The organism is Streptomyces sp. NPDC051555 (assembly GCF_044454405.1).
Classification (GTDB): Bacteria; Actinomycetota; Actinomycetes; order Streptomycetales; family Streptomycetaceae; genus Streptomyces.
Genome location: NZ_JBITDP010000012.1, coordinates 192,457 through 213,211 on the forward strand (window position 1 = coordinate 192,457; position 20,755 = coordinate 213,211).

The following is a 20,755-nucleotide window of genomic DNA, read 5'->3' on the forward strand; positions in this document are numbered from 1 at the left end:
CGAACAGACTTCCACGACCGGATATACCGCGCATTTCGATCAATCGTCCGACCGGGGCGGCAGCTGCGGACGGCGCCGGTCCGGTACGTCCGCGTAGCCGGGCGGCACGGCCGCCGGGTCCTGTTCCAGCAGCTCCAGCGCCAGGTGCACCGCGTCGTCGAGCTGCGCGTAGCGCCCCTCCGCCCAGTCGAGCGGGGTGCGCAGGATCGCCAGGTCCGGTTCCACGCCGTGGTTCTCCACCGACCAGCCGTACTCCGGGAACCAGGCCGCGTTCATCGGGACCGTGATCACCGTGCCGTCCCCGAGGGTGTGACGGCCGGTCATGCCGACCACCCCGCCCCAGGTGCGCTGGCCGACCACCGGTCCCAGACCCAGGAGTTTGAAGGCCGCGGTGATCATGTCCCCGTCCGACGAGGTCGCCTCGTCGGCGAGCGCGACGATGGGACCGCGCGGCGCGTTCGAGGCGTACGAGACGGGCTGGGCGTTGCGGGTCAGGTCCCAGCCCAGGATCGAGCGGGTCAGCTTCTCCACCACCAGCTCGCTGATGTGCCCGCCCGCATTGCCGCGGACGTCCACGAGGAGGGCGGGCCGGGACACCTCCAGGCGCAGGTCCCGGTTGAACTGGGCCCACCCGGAGCCGCCCATGTCGGGGATGTGCAGGTAGCCGCACTTGCCGCCGCTCAGCTCGCGGACCACCGCGCGGCGCTTGGCCACCCAGTCCTGGTAGCGCAGCGGGCGCTCGTCGATGAGGGGGACGATCGCGACCCGGCGGGAGCGCCCCTCGCCCTCGGCGGGTCGGAAGGTCAGCTCGACCGTGGTCCCGCCCGCCGCCGACAGCAGCGGATAGGGGCCGGCCAGCGGGTCCACCGGCCGGCCGTCCACGTGGGTGAGTACCGCGCCCTCGCGGATCCCGGTGCCCGCCAGGGGCGAGCGGGCCTTGGAGTCGGAGGAGTCGCCGGGCAGGATCCGGGCGACCACCCAGGCGCCGTCCCGGGGCACCAGGTCGGCGCCCAGCAGCCCGATGGCGCGCTGGTAGTGCGGCGGGCCCTCGTTGCGGCGGGCGGGGGCGACGTAGGCGTGCGAGGTGCCCAGCTCGCCGAGGACCTCGCGCAGGAGGTCGGCGAACTCGTCCGGGGACGCGACGCTTTCGACCAGGGACCGGTACTGGCGCAGGATGCCGTCCCAGTCGATGCCGCACATCTTCGGTTCCCAGAAGTAGGCGCGGATGATCCGCCCGGCCTCCTCGAAGGCCTGGCGCCACTCGGCGGCCGGGTCCACCTCATGCAGGATCCGGCGCAGGTCGAGGTAGACCGTCGAGTCGCTGTCCCCCGACTCCGTCGCGGGGACGGCGCGCAGGTCCCCGTCGTCATTGACGACGAGGCGGGTCCCGTCGCCGCTGACCGCGAACCAGTCCAGCCCGGAGGCCAGTTCGGTCTTGCGCGCCTTGGTGATGTCGAAGTGCTCCAGCGTCGGTTTCCCGCTGGTGTCGGCGGGGTTGGCGAAGGTCTCGCCGAGCGCGCCGGAGATGGGCCAGCGCAACCACACCAGCCCGCCACCGCTCACCGGGTACAGGGCGGAGTACTTGGAGGCGGTCACCGGGAAGGGCGTGACCCGGCTCTCCAAGCCTTCCACCTCCACCGTCACCGCCCCGTCACCCGCATCGGCGTCCCCCTCGACCGGATCGAGTCCGCCCGCCGCCGGGCGCCCGTCCGGCGACAGCGCGAAGGGCGAGGGGGTCGCCGAGGACAGCGGCACCAGGTACGGGCGGCAGCCCAGCGGGAAGGACAGGTCCCCGGTGTGCACGTCGTAGACCGGGTCGAAGCCGCGCCACGACAGGAACGCCAGGTAGCGCCCGTCCCGGGTGAAGACCGGGTTCTCGTCCTCGAAGCGGCCGTTGGTGACGTCGACGATGGTCCGCCCGCCGGGACCGGCGATCCGGGCCATCTTGATCTGCCGCAGCGAGCGCCCGATGCCCGGGTGCGACCAGGTCAGCCAGCACCCGTCGGGGGAGAAGGCGAGGTCGGTCACCGGCCCGTTGATCGACCGGATCAGCTCGGTGACCTCTCCGTCGGACTCCTCGGTCCCCGCGGTGGCAGCCGCTTCTTCGGACACCGTGATGAGCAGGACCCGACCGTCGTTGGAGGCGATCGCGAGCCGTTCCCCCTCCGGGTCCGACACCAGCTCCAGCACGCGCCCGAGCGCGCCCGAGGCGAGCCGGCGCGGCTCCCGCTCGCCGCTGGCCCGGGGCAGGTAGGCGATCTCGACCGCGTCCTCGCCCTCCGCGTCCGTGACGTAGGCGACCTGCCCGCCGCTGCCCAGCATCTCCGGCATCCGCACCCGCACGCCGGGGGTGTCGGCGATGGTCCGCGCGGGCCCGTCGCGGTGGGTGAGCCAGTACAGGCTGCCGCGCACCACGACCGCGCTGGCCCGCCCGGTGGCGTCCACGGAGAGGGAGTCGACGTGGCTGGCCGCCGGGACCTGGTAGGTGCGCCGCCCCGCGCGCGGGCCGCCGAGGCGCACCTCCAGCTTGCGCGGTACGGAGCCGGGCGCGAGGGAGTCGACGAGCCAGAGGTCGCCCGCGCACTGGTAGACGACGCGGGTCCCGTCGCTGGAGGCGTGGCGCGCGTAGAACTGCGCGTGGTCGGTGTGGCGGCGCAGCCCGGTGCCGTCGGGCAGGCAGGAGTACAGGTTGCCGATGCCCTCGTGGTCGGAGAGGAAGGCGATCCGGCCGTCCACGAACATCGGGGAGTCGAGGTGGCCCTCGATGCCCTCCAGCAGCCGCTCGCCGTGCAGCCACAGCCGTCCGGTGGCGCCGCCGCGGTAGCGCTTCCAGGCGGCGGGTTCGTGCGGGGGCTTGCCGGTCAGCAGCAGGGTCCGGCGCTCTCCGCCGTCCGCCTCCTGGACGGCGATGTCGGACACCGGGCCCCAGGGCAGGCGACCGCCGGGGCTGCCGTCGGTCGGCAGGCTGTAGGCCCAGGCGAAGTACGAGAAGGGCTGGCCGTGGGAGGAGACGGCCAGGATGTCGCTGCGGCCGTCCTTGTCGGGCGGGGTCCAGCCGCAGACCCGGGTGTCGGTGGAGCCCCAGTGGGTCAGGCGGCGCGCGGGGCCGCCGTCGACGGGGGCGAGATGGATCTCGGGATCGAGGCTGCGCCAGGTGGTGAAGGCGATGTGGCGGCCGTCCGGGGAGAAGCGGGGGTGGCCGACCCGGGTCCGGTCGACGGTGATCCGCCAGGCCCGGCCGACCGGTTCTCCAGGAGGAACCAAGGGCGCCACCCAAAGATCGTCCTCAGCGGCGAAACACAGCATGCCGTCGTGCAGGTGCGGGAACCGGAGGTACGAGACGTCGTGACTCACCCCCCAATGCTTTCCGCGCCGAGGGGGCCCGGCAACTCGGGCCCCGTAACTCGTACAGGTGATCCCCACGTGGCGCACCACGCGCCGCACCACGTGGCGCGCCGCGCGCCGCGCCGCGTGACGCACGCCACTGGCTAATCGAAACGGAACGGTTTCGTTTCGCTAGCGGCGCGGGTATCGTCTGTGGAGTACGAGGTGTGTCCGTTCGGGAAGCGACCGGTGGAAGGACGTGGAAATGACCGAAGAGGTCTTGTCACGACGCAGCCGGATCACCCCCGAGCGGGAGGCCGAGCTGCACGGAGCGGTCCTGGACCTGCTGCGCGAGGTCGGTTACGAAGCACTCACGATGGACGCCGTCGCGGCGCGCACCAAGTCCAGCAAGGCCACCCTCTACCGCCAGTGGGGGAGCAAGCCGGAGCTGGTCGCCAAGGCCCTGCGGTGCACCCAGCCGGTCTCGCTGCGGGACATCGACACGGGCAGCCTGCGCGGCGACTTCGCCGTCATGATCGAGAACTCCGACGACGCCCAGATGGCGAAGGACACCGCGCTGATGCGCGGGCTGGCGCACGCGGTCCACGAGAGTCCCGAACTCCACAAGGCGCTGCGCGAACTGCTCGTCGACCCGGAGATCAGTGGTCTCCAGTCGATGTTGCAGCGGTCGGTGGACCGGGGCGAGATCGCTCCTGACTGTCCGGCGCTCGACTTCGTACCCCACATGCTCATCGGGGCGTTCATCGCGCTCCCGCTGATCGAGGACCGCTCGGTGGACCGGGTCTTCCTCGCCGACTTCATCGATGCCGTGGTGTTCCCCGCCCTCGGCGTCTGAGCCAACCCTCTCGACCTTCTCGGCCCTTTCGACCCCTTCCTGCTGCTGCTCCTGACACGCCGCTCTCGTCGTCGGGCCGGCTCATCACGCCCTGATCCATCACGGATCCATCCCACGACCCGAACGGGAGAACCGCCGACGTGGCCACCTTCCTCTACCGGCTCGGCCGGGGCGCCTTCCGGCGCCGCCGCTTCGTCGCCCTCGCCTGGGTGGCATTGCTCTTCGTCGCCGTCTTCGGCGCGGCCAGCGCGGCCGCACCGACCTCCGGATCCTTCTCGATACCCGGAACGGAGGCCCAGAAGGCCTTCGACCTGCTCGACCAGCGCTTCCCCGGCATGTCCGCCGACGGTGCCACCGCCCGCGTGGTGATCAAGGCCCCGGCGGGCCAGAAGGTCGGCGACCCCGCGCACAAGGCCGAGGTCGAGAAGATCGTCTCGGGGCTGAAGTCCGGACCGGGCGCCGACCAGGTCGCCTCGGTCACCGACCCCTTCCAGGCGCAGGCCGTCAGCCAGGACGGTTCCACCGCCTACATCAGCACGAAGTACAAGGTCAGCGGCATGGAGCTGACCGACAGGACCCGTGACGCGCTGAAGGAGTCCGGCAAGGACGCCCAGGCCCACGGGCTGACCGTCGAGATCGGCGGCGACGCGCTGATGACGGCGCCCGAGACCGGTCCCGGCGAGATCGTCGGCGTCGTCATCGCGGCGATCGTCCTGGTCATCACCTTCGGCTCGCTGATCGCGGCCGGACTGCCGCTGCTGACCGCGCTGATCGGCGTGGGCATCGGCGTCTCCTCGATCACCGCGCTCGCCAACGTGCTGGACCTCGGCTCCACCACCTCCACGCTCGCGATGATGATCGGCCTCGCGGTCGGCATCGACTACGCGCTCTTCATCGTCTCCCGCTACCGCGTGGAGCTGGCCGAGGGCCACGAGCGCGACGAGGCCGCCGGCCGGGCCGCCGGAACCGCGGGCTCCGCGGTCGTCTTCGCCGGTCTGACCGTGGTCATCGCCCTCGTGGGGCTGGCCGTCGTCAACATCCCGATGCTCACCAAGATGGGCTTCGCGGCCGCCGCGACCGTGGTGATCGCGGTCCTCGTGGCCCTCACGCTGGTCCCGGCCATCCTCGGCTTCGCGGGTCGCAAGGTGCTGCCCGCCGGTACGAAGAGCAAGCTCTTCGGCAAGGGCAAGCCGGCCCGTAAGGCCGCGGACGGCAGCGTCGAGGAGCGGCCGAACGGCGGCACGCGCTGGGCCCGCTTCGTCCTGCGCCGCCCGATCATGGTGCTGCTGGTCGGCGTGATCGGCCTCGGCGTGATCGCGATCCCGGCGACCAGCCTGGAGATGGGCCTGCCCGACGACGGCGCCCAGCCGGTCTCCACCTCCCAGCGCAAGGCCTACGACCTGCTCTCCGACGGCTTCGGTCCGGGCTTCAACGGCCCGCTGATGGTCGTCGTCAACGGCGGCCAGAGCCTCGCCGACAGCACGGTCGAGCGGATCAAGAAGCTCGACGGGGTCGTCGCGGTCACCAAGCCCGTCCTGAACGAGGCCGGCGACGCCGCGATCGTCACGGTCATCCCGCAGGACCGCCCGTCCTCCGCGAAGACCGAGGACCTGGTGCACGAGATCCGCGCGGGCAGCGACGAGAACGTCTACGTCACCGGCGCGACCGCGATGAACATCGACTTCTCGCAGAAGATGAACGACGCGCTGCTGCCGTACCTGGCGCTGGTCGTCGGCCTCGCCTTCCTGCTGCTGATGCTCGTCTTCCGCTCGATCCTGGTCCCGCTCAAGGCGGCCCTCGGCTTCCTGCTGTCGGTCGTCGCGGCCCTCGGCGCGGTCGTCGCGGTCTTCCAGTGGGGCTGGCTCGGCTCGCTCTTCGGGGTGGAGCAGACCGGTCCGATCATGTCGATGATGCCGATCTTCATGGTGGGCGTGGTCTTCGGTCTGGCCATGGACTACGAGGTCTTCCTGGTCACCCGGATGCGCGAGGCGTACGTCCACGGCGAGCGTCCCGGTCAGGCCATCGTGACCGGCTTCCAGTACAGCGCGCGGGTCGTCGTGGCCGCGGCCGTCATCATGATCGCGGTGTTCTCCGGCTTCATCGGGGCCAGCGAGCAGATGATCAAGATGATCGGCTTCGGCCTCGCGATCGCGGTGTTCTTCGACGCGTTCGTGGTCCGCATGGCCATCGTCCCGGCCGTACTGGCCCTGCTGGGCCACAAGGCCTGGTGGCTGCCGGCCTGGCTGGACCGGATCCTGCCCAATGTGGACGTGGAGGGCGAGAGCCTGCGCAAGCACCTCGCCGGTTCCGCCGCCGCCGAGGGCCCGGACGCGGACCGCGAGCTGGTCAAGGTCTGAGTCCGGCGCCGCGAAGGGCCCGGCCCGCACCCCCGATCAGGGGTGCGGGCCGGGCCCTTCGTCCTGTCCGCCGCGGTGCGGCTGGGCCTATCGGGTGAGGGGCGCGTACGTATGGGCCTATCGGGTGAGGGGCGCGTACGTACGTCGCAGGAAGCGGCGCAGTGCCGCGATGTCGAACTGGACCACCGCGACCCCTTCGGGCGAGTGGAACTCGACGACCGCCTGTACCCGCCCGCACGGCCAGACGCGGACGTCGCCGCTACCGGTCGGGGCCTGGAGACCGGCCTCCAGCAGGGCGCGGGGGAAGACCCACTCGTTGTCGGTGCCCTCGGGGGAGAGGTCCGCGGGGAAGACGATCCGGACGGCCAGGGGTTCGTCGGGGGCGAAGCGCAGGGCGACGGGGATCTTGCGGTAGAGGGGATCGTCGGTGATCACGCGTGCGGTGACCCGAACCTCGACGGGCGTTTCGGGTGCGTCGGGCGTGGCGACGGCGGTCGCGCGGGGATTCTCGGCGGTGGCAGACATCGACCGGTCTCCTCAAAAGCGGAACATATGCGTCCGTATTCACCCCAGAATCGCATATTCCGACGAACATGCGAGACGCCTTTTGTGGTGCGTACGCTCTTGCCAACCCTTTGCAACTGGGCACTACTCTTGAAAGGTTCTCGAACGGCCGGGGAATCCGGCCGTTCACCGCAAGATCACCGCAGGAAGCGGAGCAGCGCCCATGCATGTGCCCGACGGCTTCATCAACGCCCCCGTCTCGATAGCCGCCGGAGTCGCCGCCGCGGGCGCCGTCGCCGTCAGCCTCCGCGGAGCCCGCCGGGAGCTGGACGAGCGCACCGCGCCGCTCGCCGGGCTCGTCGCCGCCTTCATCTTCTCCGTCCAGATGCTCAACTTCCCGGTCGCCGCCGGTACCAGCGGCCACCTCCTGGGCGGTGCGCTCGCCGCGGTCCTCGTCGGCCCCTACACCGGGGTGCTCTGCGTCTCGGTGGTGCTGCTGATGCAGGGCCTCCTCTTCGCCGACGGCGGCCTGACCGCGCTCGGCGTGAACGTCATGAACATGGCCGTGGTCACGGTGATCGTCGCCTACGCCGTCTTCCGCGGCCTGGTCAAGATCCTCCCCGACACCCGCCGCTCGGTGACCGCGGCCGCCTTCACCGGCGCGCTCCTCTCGGTCCCGGCCGCCGCCGGCATGTTCACCCTGCTCTACGCCCTCGGCGGCACCACCGACGTGCCCGTCGGCAAGGTCTTCACCGCGATGGTCGGCGTCCACGTCCTGATCGGCATCGGCGAGGCGGCGATCACCGCTCTCACCGTCGGCGCCGTGCTCGCCGTCCGCCCCGACCTGGTCCACGGCGCGAGCGCGCTGGTCACCCCGCTCAAGCTGCGCGTGGACGGTCGACTCGTCGACGCGCCGGCCGCCGCCCCGGTCCGGACCCCGGCCCCGGCCGCGGCCCGCTCGACCAGGAAGGTCTGGGCGACCGGCCTGGTCACCGCCCTGCTGCTGGCCGGGTTCGTCTCCTTCTACGCCTCCGCCAGCCCCGACGGCCTGGAGAAGGTCGCCGCCGACCAGGGCATCGACCGGAAGGTCACGGCGCACGCCGCCTCGGACTCCCCGCTCGCCGACTACGGCGTCAAGGACATCAGCGACGCCCGCCTCTCCGGCGGCCTCGCCGGGGTCATCGGCGTCGGCGCGACCGTCGCGGTCGGCTCCGGCATCTTCTGGGCCGTCCGCCGCCGCCGCGCCGAAGGCCACGGCGCCGACGACCGCACCGCCGCGTCCGCGGCGCTCTGACATGGGCGCGGGCCACGCCCACAAGCTCTTCCGGCACGGACACACCTCCGTCCACGCGCTGCCGCCGCACTGCAAGCTGGCCGCCGCGTTCTGCTTCGTCGTGGTCGTCGTGTCCACCCCGCGCGAGGCGGTGTGGGCCTTCGGCCTCTACGCCGTCCTGCTCGCGGGGGTGGCCGCGGCGGCCAGGATCCCCGCCGCCTTCCTCCTCAAGCGGATGCTGATCGAGGTCCCCTTCGTCGCCTTCGCCGTCCTGATGCCCTTCGTGGCCCAGGGCGAGCGGGTCGAGGTGCTCGGCATGTCGCTGAGCGTCTCGGGCCTGTGGGGCGCGTGGAACGTACTGGCCAAGGGCACCCTCGGCGTCGCCGCGTCCGTACTGCTCGCCTCCACCACCGAGCTGCGGGCGCTGCTGCTGGGCCTCCAGCAACTGAAGCTGCCGCCGCTGCTCGTCCAGATCGCGTCGTTCATGATCCGCTACGGCGACGTGATCAGCGACGAACTGCGCCGGATGACGATCGCCCGCCGCTCCCGCGGCTTCGAGGCGAGCGGCGTACGGCACTGGGGGGTGCTCGCCAAGACCGCGGGCGCGCTCTTCATCCGCTCCTACGAGCGCGGCGAGCGCGTCTACCTGGCGATGGTCAGCCGCGGCTACGCCGGTTCCATGCCGGTGATCGACGAGGTGAGCGCCACCCGCGCCCAGTGGGCGTACGCGGCCGTGCTCCCGGTGACGGCCCTGGCCGTCTGTCTGATGGGATGGACCCTGTGACCCCAGCCGTTCCCGCCTCCGCCTCCGCCTCCGTGCCCTCCCTTGAAGTGGCCGGCCTCGCCTACGCCTATCCCGACGGGCACCAGGCCCTCTTCGGGGTCGACCTCACCGTCGGGCGCGGGGAGCGCGTCGCGCTGCTCGGGCCCAACGGCGCGGGCAAGACCACGCTCGTCCTGCACCTCAACGGCATCCTGACCGGCGGGGTCGGTTCCGTCACCGTCGCCGGGCTGCCCGTGCAGAAGCGGAACTTCGCCGAGATCCGGCGCCGGGTCGGGATCGTCTTCCAGGACCCCGACGATCAGCTCTTCATGCCGACCGTGCGCGAGGACGTCGCCTTCGGACCGGCCGCCGCCGGACTGCGCGGCGCGGCGCTGGAGACCCGGGTGCGGGGCGCCCTGGAACAGGTCGGCATGGCCGACTTCGCCGACCGCCCGCCGCACCACCTCTCCTTCGGGCAGCGCCGCCGGGTCGCCGTCGCGACCGTGCTGGCCATGGAGCCGGAGATCCTGGTCCTGGACGAGCCCTCGTCCAACCTGGACCCGGCCTCGCGGCGCGAGCTGGCCGACGTCCTGCGCTCGCTGGACGTCACCGTGCTGATGGTCACCCACGACCTGCCGTACGCCCTCGAACTGTGCTCCCGCGCCGTGATCCTCAGCGAGGGGGTCATCGCGGCCGACGGGCGCACCCAGGACCTCCTGTGCGACGAGGAGCTGATGCGGGCGCACCGGCTGGAGCTGCCCTTCGGCTTCGACCCGCGCTCGGTGTCCGTGGCATAAGCACGGATGCTCGGGCGTTGCACCGCTCGTGAACATTCAGGGTGAGGTGGCGGACGGCTTCGAACCGGTCCGGGACGCTTTCGTGCGCAACTTCGAGGCGCTCGGGGACCGGGGTGCGGCCCTCGCCGTCTACCGCGACGGGCGCAAGGTCGTCGACCTGTGGGGCGGCGTCCGGGACGCCGACGCCACCGGCGCTGACGCGGCCCCCTGGGAGCGGGACACCGCGCAGATCGTCCGCTCCGCCACCAAGGGCGTCGCCGCCGCCGTTCCGCTGCTCCTGCACCAGCGGGGGCTGCTCGACCTGGACGCGCCGGTGGCGGAGTACTGGCCGGAGTTCAAGGCGGGCGGCAAGGAGCGGGCCCTGGTCCGCGACCTGCTCTCGCACCGTACGGGCATACCGGCGCTGGACCGCCCGCTGAGCCCCGCCGAGGCCACCGACGGGAGCTCGGGACCGCGCGCCGTCGCCGAGCAGAGCGCCTTCTGGGCGCCCGGTACGGAGCACGGCTACCACCCCCACACCTTCAGCTGGCTGCTCGGCGAGCTGGTGCTGCGGGTCACCGGGGCCTCGCTGGGCAAGTGGCTGGCCGAGGAGGTCACCGGGCCGCTCGGGCTGGACTTCTGGATCGGGCTGCCGGAGGCGGCGGCGCACCGGGTGGGGCGGAGCGCGGCGCTGGAGGCGCCGCGGACCACGGGTGGGCTGCGGACCCGACCCAAGCGGAACGTCTCCGAGGCCTACGCCGACCCCGACTCCCTCACGCGGCGCGCCTTCGCCGCGATCAGCCCGCTGCCGGACGAGAACGACCCCGGCTACCGGGCGGCCGAGCTGCCCGGGTCCACGGGGATCGGTACGGCCCGTGCGCTGGCCGGGTTCTACGCCGCCACGCTCGGCGAGGTGGCCGGCCGACCCCGGCTCTTCACCCCGGAGACGGTGGCGCTGGCGGGGCGGGAGCTGTCCGCCGGCCCCGACCGGGTGCTGGTGGTCAACACCCGCTTCGGCCCGGGCTACATGCTGCACGGGCCGGCCTCGCCGCTGCTGTCCCCGGCGTCCTTCGGGCACCCCGGCCGGGGCGGCTCCCTCGGCTTCGCGGACCCCGAGGCGGGCGTCGCCTTCGGCTACGTCACCAACGCCCTGGCCGCCTCGGTAACGGCCGACCCCCGGGCCCAGGCCCTGGTCCGGGCGGTCCGCACGTCCCTGTAACCGCCTCAAACGCCGGCGGGGCGGGTTCGCGGGGCTCGGGGGTCGCGCCTCAAACGCCGGCGGGGCGGGTTCGCGGGGCCCGGGGGTCGCGCCTCAAACGCCGGCGGGGCTGGATTGTGGAGCCTCTGGCTCCCGGCTCAAGTGCCGGCGGGGCCGGAGTGGGCCCCATCAAGCCGGCCCGCGCCAGATCAAGCCCGCCCGGCGTTTGAGGGCACCTGCCCGGAGGGCACACGGTTCGCACCCGGCGGCTCCGCCCGGGGCAGCGCCTCAAACGCCGGCGGGGCTGGATTGTGGGGCCTCGGGCTCCCGGCTCAAGAGCCCGCCCGGCGTTTGAGGGCCCCGCCCGGAGGGCACGCGATCCGCGCCTCGAACGCCGGCGGGGCTGGATGGGCCGGGCTAGCCGGCGTTCAGGACGCGGGCTACCAAGGGGCCCGCCGCGTCGACGCCGTGGCCCCCGGACTGGACCATGGCCGCGGCCGCCACGTCGTCGCTGAAGCCGGTGAACCAGCTGTCCGGGGCGGCCGCGCCGTCGACCTCGGCCGAGCCGGTCTTGGCCCCCTTGTCCCCGCCGACCGAGGACATCACCCGGGCCGCCGTGCCGCTGGCCGCGGTCTGGCGCATCATCTGGACCAGCTGGCGCGAGGTCCCGGACCGCATCTGCCGCTCGGCCCGGGCCAGTACGCGCTCCCCGACGCCCTCCTCGACGATCACCGGCTGGTGGAAGACCCCCGTCTTCGCCGTCGCCGTGACGGAGGCGACGTTCAGCGGGCTCATCCGCACCCGGCCCTGGCCGATGTACGCGGCAGCCGCCTCGGGCCCCGAGGCCGCCGGCACGTCACCGTCGAAGACCGGGACGCCCGCCTTCCACTCCAGCCCGAGCCCGAAGACCTGGCGCGCCTCGTCCGCCAGCGCGGACTCGTCGCCGACGGCCTTCATCTGGCCGATGAAGGCCGTGTTGCACGACACGGCGAAGTCGGTCGCGAAGCTCGCGCCCTTGAGCTCCATGTTCTCCAGGTTGTGGAAGGAACGGCCGCCCCCGGAAACGGTCTTGGGACACTCCACCGGCTTGTCCGCGCTCACCACGCCCCGGTCGATCAGCATCGCGGCCGTCAGGACCTTCAGTGTGGAACCGGGCGCCCGGGTGCCGTGGAGGGCCGCGTCGAAGCCGTCCGCCCGGTTGTTGGCGACCGCCAGGACGTGCCCCGTGCTCGGCTGGACCGCGACCACCGAGGACTCCGGGTAGGCCGCGACCGCCTTCTCGGCGGCCGCCTGCACGTCCGCGTCGAGCACGGTCTTCAGCAGGCCGGGCTCGCCCTCCGCCAGCGTGAGCAGGACCCGCTTGGGCGCGTCCCGCGCGGCCGGTTCGATCCAGGTCTCGACGCCGGGCTTGCCGCCCACCGTCTGCCCGTACGTCTTGCGCAGCTGTTCCAGCACCGGCTTGAGCGAGGGGTACTTCTGCGCCGTCAGCTCCTGGCCGTCCCGGTCCACCGCCTTGACCGGCGCGGCCGCGGCCGCGCCGGTGCGCAGCTTCTCGTCCCGCTGGAGCTGCGGGTGGAGCACCGAGGGCTGCCAGTCGACGAGCGCCTTCCCGGTGGTCAGCCCGCGGACCACGGTCAGCTTGGACTCGTACGCGAGGGGCTTGGTGACCCCCTCGAAGGTGACCTCGGCCGCGACCGTGAAGGGGACGGTGGTCCCCGTCGGCGTGCCGGGGGTGATGACGGCCTTCGACACGTACGCCTTGGTCCTGAACTCGCCCACCGCGGGCTGCGCGAGCGCCGGATTGTTCGTCAGGTCCGCCGCGGCCCGCTCGTCCCCGGCCGCCCACGCCGTCAGGAACGCCTTGGCCGTCCGGGCGGTCTCCTCGGCGTCGGGCGGCCCGGTCCGGCGCTCCGCCCGGGTCGCCGTTCCCCCGCCCGCCGCGCCGCCGTCCTCCCCGCCGACCAGCGTGTACACCCCGTACCCGGCCGCCCCGACCATGGTCAGGAACACCCCGCCGACGATGGCACCCTTCGCCGCCCCGTTCATACAGCCCCCTCCCCAGGAGTAACTTCTGTCTGAACATGCTCAATGGGCGAGACCCGACTGTCCAGCCGCCGCCGGCGCGCTACACCCAGGTGTCCAGCCACATGCGGCCGCGCCAGGAGTCCATGGGGATGGACTGGCCGGTGTAGATGGGCCAGAAGTAGATGAAGTTCCACACGATCAGCAGGACCAGGACGCCCGCTCCGATCGCGCCCACCGCCCGGCGGCGTTCCGAGGAGCCCGCCGGGCCCAGTAGGGCCCCGATCGTCATCGCCACCGCCAGGCACAGGTACGGGACGAAGACGACCGCGTAGAAGTAGAAGATGGTCCGCTCCTGGTAGTTGAACCAGGGCAGCAGACCCGCGGCCAGTGCGCAGGCGATCGCGCCGGCCCGCCAGTCGCGGCGCAACAGCCAGCGCCACAGCACGTACAGCAGGGCGAAGCAGCCCGCCCACCACAGCAGCGGGGTGCCCATCGCCAGGACCTCGCGGGCGCACTTGCCCGCCGCGGTCGTCGGGCAGCCGTCGGTGCCGGGGGCGGGGGACTCGTAGTAGTACGAGACCGGGCGGCCCAGGACCAGCCAGCTCCAGGGGTTGGACTGGTAGGTGTGGCCCGAGGTCAGGCCCACGTGGAAGTCGTAGACGGCCGTCTCGTAGTGCCACAGGCTGCGCAGCCACTCCGGCAGGAAGGACATCGAGCTGCCCTGGTCCTGGGTGCGTGCCCAGTCGCGGAAGTAGCCGCCCTTGCCGTTGTCCGGGCTCAGGATCCAGCCCGTCCAGGAGGCCAGGTACACCGCGACCGCCACCGGCACCGTGGAGAGGAAGCCGGGCAGCGCGTCCCGGCGCAGCATCGACGCGTACGGGGTGCCCGCGCCCGCGACGCGGCGCGCGGAGGCGTCCCACAGCACGGTCAGCACGCCGAAGAAGGCGAGGACGATCAGGCCGTTCCACTTGGTGCCGAAGGCCAGGCCGAGGCTGATCCCGGCGAGGATCCGGTACGGGCGCCAGCCCAGCTTCAGCGTCTCGGCGATCCGTGGATCGGGCCGGGTGCGGCCCTCGTCGTCCACCGGGAGCGCCGCCGCGAGTCTGGCCCGGGCCTTGTCACGGTCGATCAGCAGCGCCCCGAAGGCGCCGAGCACGAAGAACATCAGCACCAGGTCGAGCAGCGCGGTCCGGCTCATCACCAGGTGCAGGCCGTCCACCGCCAGCAGGGCGCCCGCCAGGCAGCCCAGGAAGGTGGAGCGGAACAGCCGCCGCCCGATCCGGCACAGCATCAGCACCGACAGGGTGCCGAGCAGCGCGGTCATGAAGCGCCAGCCGAAGGGGTCGAAGCCGAACATCCACTCGCCGAGCCCGATCACCCACTTGCCGACGGGCGGGTGCACGACGTACCCCGGGTCGCTCGGCAGCACGACCCCGTTCGGGTTCGCCAGGATCGCCTTGTCGATGTCCTTGGGCCAGTTGGCCTCGTAGCCCTGCTGGATCGTGGCCCAGGCGTCCTTCGCGTAGTACGTCTCGTCGAATATCACCGCCTTCGGGGTGCCCAGGTGCACGAACCGCAGCACGCCGGCCACCAGCGTCACCAGCAGCGGACCGGCCCACGCCAGCACCCGCAGCCAGGTCGCGGTCGCGGCGGCGGGCACGCCGAGCGCCGTCCACAGCGCCACCGAGGGCTTCGCGTACGGCGGCACCAGGCGGCTGCGGACATCGGCGCGCGGTCCCGCACCGCCGCCCGGCCCGCCCGGCGGTGCGTAGCCGAAGCCGCGCAGGCGGCGCAGCCAGGTCGACGGCTCGTTCTCGCCGCCACCGGGCGGCGCGGGCGGGGCCCCGGCGGGGCTGGGTTGCGGCGTCGCGGTACTGGTCACCGGGTCATCGTAGGGAACAGCGCTGTGCGAACCCCAGTAGCGGGGGCGACCGGGTCGATCAAGGGGGGAGTGGCCGGGGCACGGGGCCCCGGGCTGAGAGGATGTGCGGGTGACCACTGCGCAGCCCCGAGGTACCGAAGCCACCCACCCGACCACCGACGCGGCGGGCGTGCTCGTCCTCGCCGGCACCCCGATCGGGGACCTCGCGGACGCGCCGCCCCGGCTCGCCACCGAGCTGGAGCGCGCCGACGTGATCGCCGCCGAGGACACCCGGCGGCTGCGCCGCCTGACCCAGGGCCTCGGCGTGCACACCACCGGTCGCGTCCTCTCCTACTTCGAGGGCAACGAGTCCGCGCGCACCCCCGAACTGGTCGAGGCGCTCCTCGCCGGCTCCCGGGTCCTCCTCGTGACGGACGCGGGCATGCCGTCGGTGTCCGACCCGGGCTACCGGCTCGTCGCCGCCGCCGTGGAGAAGGACATCAAGGTGACGGCCGTGCCCGGCCCGTCCGCCGTGCTGACCGCGCTGGCCATGTCCGGGCTGCCGGTGGACCGTTTCTGTTTCGAGGGCTTCCTGCCGCGCAAGGCCGGCGAGCGGCTGAGCCGGCTGCGCGAGGTCGAGGGGGAGCGCCGCACCCTCGTCTACTTCGAGGCCCCGCACCGCCTCGACGACACCCTGGCCGCGATGGCCGAGGTCTTCGGACCCGACCGGCGCGCCGCCGTCTGCCGCGAGCTGACCAAGACCTACGAAGAGGTCAAGCGGGGCGGCCTGGCCGCGCTCGCGCAGTGGGCGGCCGAGGGCGTCCGTGGCGAGATCACGGTGGTCGTCGAGGGCGCGCCCGCCGCGGCGCCCGGTGACGTCGACGCCGACGAGCTGGTGCGCAGGGTGCGGGTGAGGGAGGAGGCGGGGGAGCGGCGCAAGGAGGCCATCGCGGCCGTCGCCGCCGAGGCCGGCGTACCCAAGCGCGAGGTGTTCGACGCGGTGGTCGCGGCAAAGAATGCGGCACAAAAGGTGCCGTAGGTCGGTAAAGAGCTAGGCTGAAAAGCAAAGCTCAGACCGGGCACAGGGCGTTTTGGGCATGCCTTGCCCAAAGGCCGTCCAACACTGGACAGGGCCTGATGCGCTCCCGCCGGAACAGGCGTCCACTGGTGAGTGAACTACCAGCGGACAAGAGGAGCTGGCATGAGTGAGATCGCAGACACCCCGGTTCCCGCGGCCCCGCCGGTCGCGACCGCACCGACCGTCGCCGCCGTCAGGACCACCCCGCCGCCCGTACGCACCGCTCGCGAGGCGTACTCCTTCGCCTGCATGAAGTGCGGGTACGGCTGGGAGCAGGCGTACGAGATCGAGCACCACGTGGACGGCAGGGGCCAGCCGTTCATCGTCTATACGGTCAAGGGCGGCGAACGGGTCCCGTCCCCGCTGTCCAACCCCACCTGCATGAACTGCGGTGGGCACGTGGTGCGGATCATGCGGGAGGGGCAGGTGTCCTCGGTCCTCGGCATGCTCGACCAGCTCCACCACCACCATCACCGGCCCGCTCCGGCGCGGATGCCGAAGCCGCGCAAGCGCTCCCGGCTGCACGACGCCCCCGGGCCGGTCGCGATCGACCCCGACGCGCGGGACGCGAGCGAGGGCGGGGGCCTGCTGGGCCGCCTGTGGCGGCGGATCCGCGGAGCCTGAGCCCTCCGGGCGGGCTCGATGTGGCCCCCTCCAGCCTCGCCGGCGTTTGAGGCGGTGCCCCAGCCGGAGCCCCCGGGTGCGGGTCGTGTGCCCTCCGGGCGGGTGCCCTCAATCGCCGGGCGGGCTTGATGGGGCCCCCTCCAGCCCCGCCGGCGTTTGAGGCGGTGCCTCGGGCGGAGTCGCTGGGTGCGGGTCGTGTGCCCTCCGGGCGGGTGCCCTCAATCGCCGGGCGGGCTTGATGTGGCCGGGCGGGCTTGATGGGGCCCCCTCCAGCCCCGCCGGCGTTTGAGGCGCGCCTTTACAGCCCCGCCGGGGCGGGAGGCGCGGCTACCCCGGCCTCGCCGGGGCGTGAGGTGGGGACCATAGGATCGGTCGTATGAGTGCCAGCCCCGCCGTTCCGTCCGGCTCCCGTCGCAAAGACGATGACCGGGACACCCCGCCGCCGCTCCCGGAGCCCCTCCGGGTCGCGGTGGCGGACTCCCACACCCACCTCGACATGCAGCGCGGCACCGTCGAGGAGGCGCTGCGCAAGGCCGCCTCGGTGGGCGTCACCACCGTCGTCCAGGTCGGCTGCGACGTGAAGGGCTCCCGCTGGGCGGCCGAGACCGCCGCCGCGTACGAGAACATCCACGCGGCGGTGGCCCTCCACCCGAACGAAGCCCCCCGCATCGTCCACGGGGATCCCGACGGCTGGTCCCGCCAGGGCGCGAGGCCCGGCGGCGGCGAGGCGGCCCTGGACGAGGCCCTCGCCGAGATCGAGGCGCTGGCCGCCCTCGACCACGTCAAGGCGGTCGGCGAGACCGGGCTCGACCACTTCCGCACCGGACCCGAGGGCATGGCCGCGCAGGAGCGTTCCTTCCGCGCGCACATCGAGATCGCCAAGCGCCGGGGCAAGGCGCTGGTCATCCACGACCGCGAGGCCCACGCCGACGTCCTGCGCGTGCTGCGGGAAGAGGGCGCGCCCGAGCGGACCGTCTTCCACTGCTACTCCGGCGACGCCGAGATGGCCCGCGAGTGCACGGCCGCGGGCTACTACATGTCCTTCGCCGGGACGGTCACCTTCAAGAACGCGGCGGCGCTGCGGGAAGCGGTCGCGGTCGCCCCGGCCGAGCTGCTGCTGGTCGAGACGGACGCGCCGTACCTGACCCCCGCGCCGTACCGCGGACGGCCCAACGCGCCGTACCTGATTCCGCTCACGGTGCGTGCGATGGCCGCGGCCCGCGGCATCGACGAGGACGCGATGGCCACCGCACTGGCGGCGAACACGGCCCGCGCCTTCGCCTACTGACGTCCGATCGGCCCGCACCCGGTGACACGCTGGGTAGCGGGGCGACTTTGTTGAGTGACGAACGCTCCGCTAGGGTGCCGTGCCCGAACCAACGGGACCGGACCAGTGGAGCGAGCGTCGTGAGCGATACCCAGGGCGGCCACCGCCGTGGCGGCCGGGACGAGCCGGACGCGGCGGCACCCGCGGGCTGGCTGGACTCGGCGCTGTCCGCCGACCCGACGCCCGCCCCGGACGAGCGGGACGCGGCCGTCCCGGCCCCCCGCGCCGGTGAGCGGCGGGCCGCGCGCCGGCGCAAGGCCGACGGCCCCACGGGGCGCCGGGCCCGCGGCCGGTCCCCCCTGCCGGCGGCCCCGCCGGGAGGGGCGGCCGTCGGCACGGCCTGGCCGGACACGGCCGCGGACGGCGGTGCCGGCGCCGGTGCCGACGGCTCCTTCGGCCCGGACCTCGCCCTGGAACTGGGCCTGGAACTGGACCTCGTAGAGCTCGAACGCGACCTGGACCGAGACTTCGCCCGCGACCTCGACCTCGGCTACGGCGGAGACCTCGGCCCCGACGGCGCCCCCGGCTTCGGTCGCGGCCCCGGCCTGGACCTCGGCCCCGGCTTCGACCCGGCCCCCGCCCCCGCCCCCGCGGGCTGGCCCGAGCCGCTGCTCCCCGGACCCGCCCGGCCGGAGGGCACGGGCACCCCGCCCCGCCCCGAGCCCGGCGGATCCCGGCGGGCCGGACGCGGCGGGGCCACCGCCACCCGGGCGCGCCGGGGCACCAAGGCCGGGCGCGGCACCGCCAGCTGGCGCCGGATCGTCCCGCAGGCCCTGGTCGTCGCCTTCCTCGCCGGCGGCACCTCCGCCTTCGTCGCCGCCGACAAGGCGGTCCGCCTCACCGTGGACGGCGTGCCCCGCACCCTGCACACCTTCGCCGACGACGTCGACGAACTGCTCGACGCGGAGGGCCTGGGCGTCGGCGCCCACGACCTCGTCGCCCCGGCCCGCACCACCGCCCTCGACGACGGCGACGAGATCGTCGTCCGCTACGGCCGCCCCCTCCAGCTCACCCTCGACGGCCAGCGGCGCCAGGTGTGGACCACCGCCGCCACCGTGGACGGCGCGCTGCGCCAGCTCGGCGTCCGCGCGGAGGGCGCGTACCTCTCCGCGCCCCGCACCGCCCCCGTACCGCGCCGCGGCCTCACCTTGAACGTGCGCACCGAACGCAGCGTCACCTTCATGGCCGACGGCCGCGAACGCACCATCCGCACCAACGCCGCGACCGTCCAGGAGGCCCTGGACCAGGCCGGGATCACCCTGCACGCCCAGGACACCACCTCCGTGCCGGCCGCCTCCTTCCCCCGGGACGGCCAGACCGTCACCGTGCTGCGCATCACCGGTACCCGCGAGGTCCGCGAGGAGCGCATCCCGTTCGAGATCGAGAAGGTGAAGGATCCGGAGCAGTTCGCCGGGACCGAGGTCGTCGAGCGCGTCGGGCGGCCCGGCGCCCGCCGGGTCACCTACAGCCTGCGCACCGTCAACGGGGTCCGGCAAAAACCCCGCCGGATCGCCGAGGAGACCCTGCGCGAGCCGGTGACCCAGCTGGTCAAGGTCGGCACCCGGCCGCTGCCCGACTCGGTCGCCGGGGCCGACGGCCTGGACTGGGGCGCGTTGGCCCAGTGCGAGTCCGGCGGGCGGGCCGCGGCCACCGACGCGTCCGGCACCTACGGCGGGCTCTACCAGTTCGACGTCCAGACCTGGCAGAGCCTCGGCGGCACCGGCAGCGCCCAGGAGGCGACCGGTGCGGAGCAGACCTACCGGGCCAAGAAGCTCTACGTGCAGCGGGGGGCGAGTCCGTGGCCGCACTGCGGCCGTAGGCTTTACCGGTGAGCACCGCAGAGCACGACACCGCAGAGCACGGCAACGAGAAGCATGACGGCGAGCAGTCGCCGGAGGTCACCCCGGCGCAGGGGGGCGACGCGCTGTTCGGCGCGGCCGACATCCGGGAGCTGGCGAGCGTACTCGGGGTCCGGCCGACGAAGCAGAAGGGGCAGAACTTCGTCATCGACGCCAACACCGTGCGCCGGATCGTGCGCACGGCGGAGGTGCGGCCCGACGACGTCGTCGTCGAGGTCGGTCCGGGCCTCGGCTCGCTGACGCTGGCGCTGCTGGAGGCCGCGGACCGGGTCACCGCCGTCGAGATCGACGACGTGCTGGCGGCCGCGCTGCCCGCGACCATCGAGGCCCGGATGCCCGCGCGCGCGGACCGCTTCGCGCTGGTGCACTCCGACGCGATGCTCGTGAAGGAACTGCCCGGCCCGGCGCCGACCGCGCTGGTCGCCAACCTGCCGTACAACGTGGCCGTGCCGGTGCTGCTGACGATGCTCGACCGCTTCCCGACCATCGAGCGGACGCTGGTCATGGTGCAGGCGGAGGTCGCCGACCGGCTGGCCGCCAAGCCCGGCAACAAGGTCTACGGCGTGCCCTCGGTCAAGGCCGCCTGGTACTGCGACGTCAAGCGCGCCGGGTCCATCGGGCGCAACGTCTTCTGGCCCGCGCCGAACGTCGACTCCGGCCTGGTCTCCCTGGTCCGGCGGGCCGAGCCGGTCAAGACCACCGCCACCAAGCGCGAGGTCTTCGCCGTGGTCGACGCCGCCTTCGCGCAGCGCCGCAAGACGCTGCGGGCCGCGCTGTCCGGCTGGGCCGGCTCCGCCGCGGGCGCCGAGAGCGCGCTGGTCGCGGCCGGGATCTCGCCGCAGGCCCGCGGCGAGGGGCTCACGGTCGAGGAGTTCGCGCGGATCGCGGAGAACAAGCCGGTGCACGAGCAGGCGGCGTTGTGACCGGCGC

At 73.3% G+C, this 20,755-nt stretch carries 15 protein-coding genes; 11 read left to right on the forward strand and 4 right to left on the reverse strand.

The window, feature by feature from the left end:
• Positions 1-39 precede the first annotated feature (39 nt).
• Entirely contained in the window at positions 40-3,354 is a 3,315-nt protein-coding gene (locus ACIBEA_RS24435) for a S41 family peptidase (RefSeq protein WP_399264273.1), read from the reverse strand.
• 235 nt (positions 3,355-3,589) lie between these two features.
• Here ACIBEA_RS24435 and ACIBEA_RS24440 point away from each other — a divergent pair, with 235 nt between their 5' ends.
• Positions 3,590-4,180, forward strand: coding sequence for a TetR/AcrR family transcriptional regulator (locus tag ACIBEA_RS24440; RefSeq protein WP_354380507.1), 591 nt, complete (start codon positions 3,590-3,592; stop codon positions 4,178-4,180).
• A gap of 140 nt (positions 4,181-4,320) precedes the next feature.
• Positions 4,321-6,537 carry an MMPL family transporter gene (locus ACIBEA_RS24445; protein ID WP_399264275.1) on the forward strand — a complete coding sequence of 739 codons (2,217 nt, stop codon included), beginning with the start codon at positions 4,321-4,323 and terminating at the stop codon, positions 6,535-6,537.
• A gap of 117 nt (positions 6,538-6,654) precedes the next feature.
• Here the strand turns inward: ACIBEA_RS24445 and ACIBEA_RS24450 are convergent, their stop codons facing one another.
• Entirely contained in the window at positions 6,655-7,062 is a 408-nt protein-coding gene (locus tag ACIBEA_RS24450; protein WP_399264277.1) for an SsgA family sporulation/cell division regulator, read from the reverse strand.
• Positions 7,063-7,264: 202 nt separating this feature from the next.
• Between ACIBEA_RS24450 and ACIBEA_RS24455 the strand changes: the two genes are divergently transcribed.
• Genes ACIBEA_RS24455 through ACIBEA_RS24470 form a run of 4 tightly spaced genes read left to right on the forward strand, consistent with a single transcriptional unit; the run spans position 7,265 to position 11,072 of the window.
• The gene (locus ACIBEA_RS24455) at positions 7,265-8,335 is read left to right on the forward strand and encodes an energy-coupling factor ABC transporter permease (RefSeq protein ID WP_399264279.1); all 1,071 of its coding nucleotides are present in this window, start codon (positions 7,265-7,267) and stop codon (positions 8,333-8,335) included.
• Between the two features lies 1 nt (position 8,336).
• Positions 8,337-9,098 carry a cobalt ECF transporter T component CbiQ gene (gene cbiQ / locus ACIBEA_RS24460; RefSeq protein WP_399264281.1) on the forward strand — a complete coding sequence of 254 codons (762 nt, stop codon included), beginning with the start codon at positions 8,337-8,339 and terminating at the stop codon, positions 9,096-9,098.
• A complete protein-coding gene (locus ACIBEA_RS24465; protein ID WP_399264283.1) occupies positions 9,086-9,874 on the forward strand; it encodes an energy-coupling factor ABC transporter ATP-binding protein in 789 nt (262 codons plus the stop codon). Before cbiQ ends, ACIBEA_RS24465 begins: the two co-directional genes overlap by 13 nt.
• Before the next feature lie 28 nt (positions 9,875-9,902).
• Positions 9,903-11,072, forward strand: coding sequence for a serine hydrolase domain-containing protein (locus ACIBEA_RS24470; protein ID WP_399264285.1), 1,170 nt, complete (start codon positions 9,903-9,905; stop codon positions 11,070-11,072).
• Positions 11,073-11,468: 396 nt separating this feature from the next.
• On the opposite strand, the gene ACIBEA_RS24475 is transcribed toward ACIBEA_RS24470, so the two are convergent.
• Both ACIBEA_RS24475 and ACIBEA_RS24480 read right to left on the reverse strand, forming a co-directional pair.
• Positions 11,469-13,097: a penicillin-binding transpeptidase domain-containing protein gene (locus tag ACIBEA_RS24475; RefSeq protein ID WP_399264287.1), complete on the reverse strand. Its 1,629-nt coding sequence runs from the start codon at positions 13,095-13,097 to the stop codon at positions 11,469-11,471.
• Positions 13,098-13,176: 79 nt separating this feature from the next.
• The gene (locus tag ACIBEA_RS24480; protein ID WP_399264289.1) at positions 13,177-14,958 is read right to left on the reverse strand and encodes a dolichyl-phosphate-mannose--protein mannosyltransferase; all 1,782 of its coding nucleotides are present in this window, start codon (positions 14,956-14,958) and stop codon (positions 13,177-13,179) included.
• A 109-nt stretch (positions 14,959-15,067) separates the two neighbouring features.
• On the opposite strand from ACIBEA_RS24480, the gene rsmI reads away from it, so the two are divergent.
• From rsmI to rsmA, 5 genes are all read left to right on the forward strand, one after another.
• Positions 15,068-15,976, forward strand: a complete 909-nt coding sequence (gene rsmI / locus ACIBEA_RS24485; RefSeq protein WP_399264291.1) for a 16S rRNA (cytidine(1402)-2'-O)-methyltransferase — start codon at positions 15,068-15,070, stop codon at positions 15,974-15,976.
• Positions 15,977-16,264: 288 nt separating this feature from the next.
• Positions 16,265-16,639 (forward strand): hypothetical protein, encoded by a 375-nt coding sequence (locus ACIBEA_RS24490; protein WP_399264424.1) that lies wholly within the window; start codon positions 16,265-16,267, stop codon positions 16,637-16,639.
• A gap of 376 nt (positions 16,640-17,015) precedes the next feature.
• Positions 17,016-17,927: a TatD family hydrolase gene (locus ACIBEA_RS24495; protein ID WP_399264293.1), complete on the forward strand. Its 912-nt coding sequence runs from the start codon at positions 17,016-17,018 to the stop codon at positions 17,925-17,927.
• Positions 17,928-18,574: 647 nt separating this feature from the next.
• Positions 18,575-19,798, forward strand: coding sequence for a ubiquitin-like domain-containing protein (locus tag ACIBEA_RS24500; protein WP_399264426.1), 1,224 nt, complete (start codon positions 18,575-18,577; stop codon positions 19,796-19,798).
• A gap of 92 nt (positions 19,799-19,890) precedes the next feature.
• The gene (gene rsmA, locus ACIBEA_RS24505; RefSeq protein WP_399264428.1) at positions 19,891-20,748 is read left to right on the forward strand and encodes a 16S rRNA (adenine(1518)-N(6)/adenine(1519)-N(6))-dimethyltransferase RsmA; all 858 of its coding nucleotides are present in this window, start codon (positions 19,891-19,893) and stop codon (positions 20,746-20,748) included.
• Positions 20,749-20,755: the final 7 nt, after the last annotated feature.

Coding starts and splice junctions, on each gene's coding strand:
- ACIBEA_RS24490 (WP_399264424.1), top strand. CDS start 16,265: ATGAAGTGCGGGTACGGCTGGGAGCAGGCGTACGAGATCGAGCACCAC.
- ACIBEA_RS24450 (WP_399264277.1), bottom strand. CDS start 7,062: ATGTCTGCCACCGCCGAGAATCCCCGCGCGACCGCCGTCGCCACGCCC.
- ACIBEA_RS24455 (WP_399264279.1), top strand. CDS start 7,265: ATGCATGTGCCCGACGGCTTCATCAACGCCCCCGTCTCGATAGCCGCC.
- ACIBEA_RS24465 (WP_399264283.1), top strand. CDS start 9,086: ATGGACCCTGTGACCCCAGCCGTTCCCGCCTCCGCCTCCGCCTCCGTG.
- ACIBEA_RS24475 (WP_399264287.1), bottom strand. CDS start 13,097: ATGAACGGGGCGGCGAAGGGTGCCATCGTCGGCGGGGTGTTCCTGACC.
- ACIBEA_RS24440 (WP_354380507.1), top strand. CDS start 3,590: ATGACCGAAGAGGTCTTGTCACGACGCAGCCGGATCACCCCCGAGCGG.
- cbiQ (WP_399264281.1), top strand. CDS start 8,337: ATGGGCGCGGGCCACGCCCACAAGCTCTTCCGGCACGGACACACCTCC.
- ACIBEA_RS24495 (WP_399264293.1), top strand. CDS start 17,016: ATGAGTGCCAGCCCCGCCGTTCCGTCCGGCTCCCGTCGCAAAGACGAT.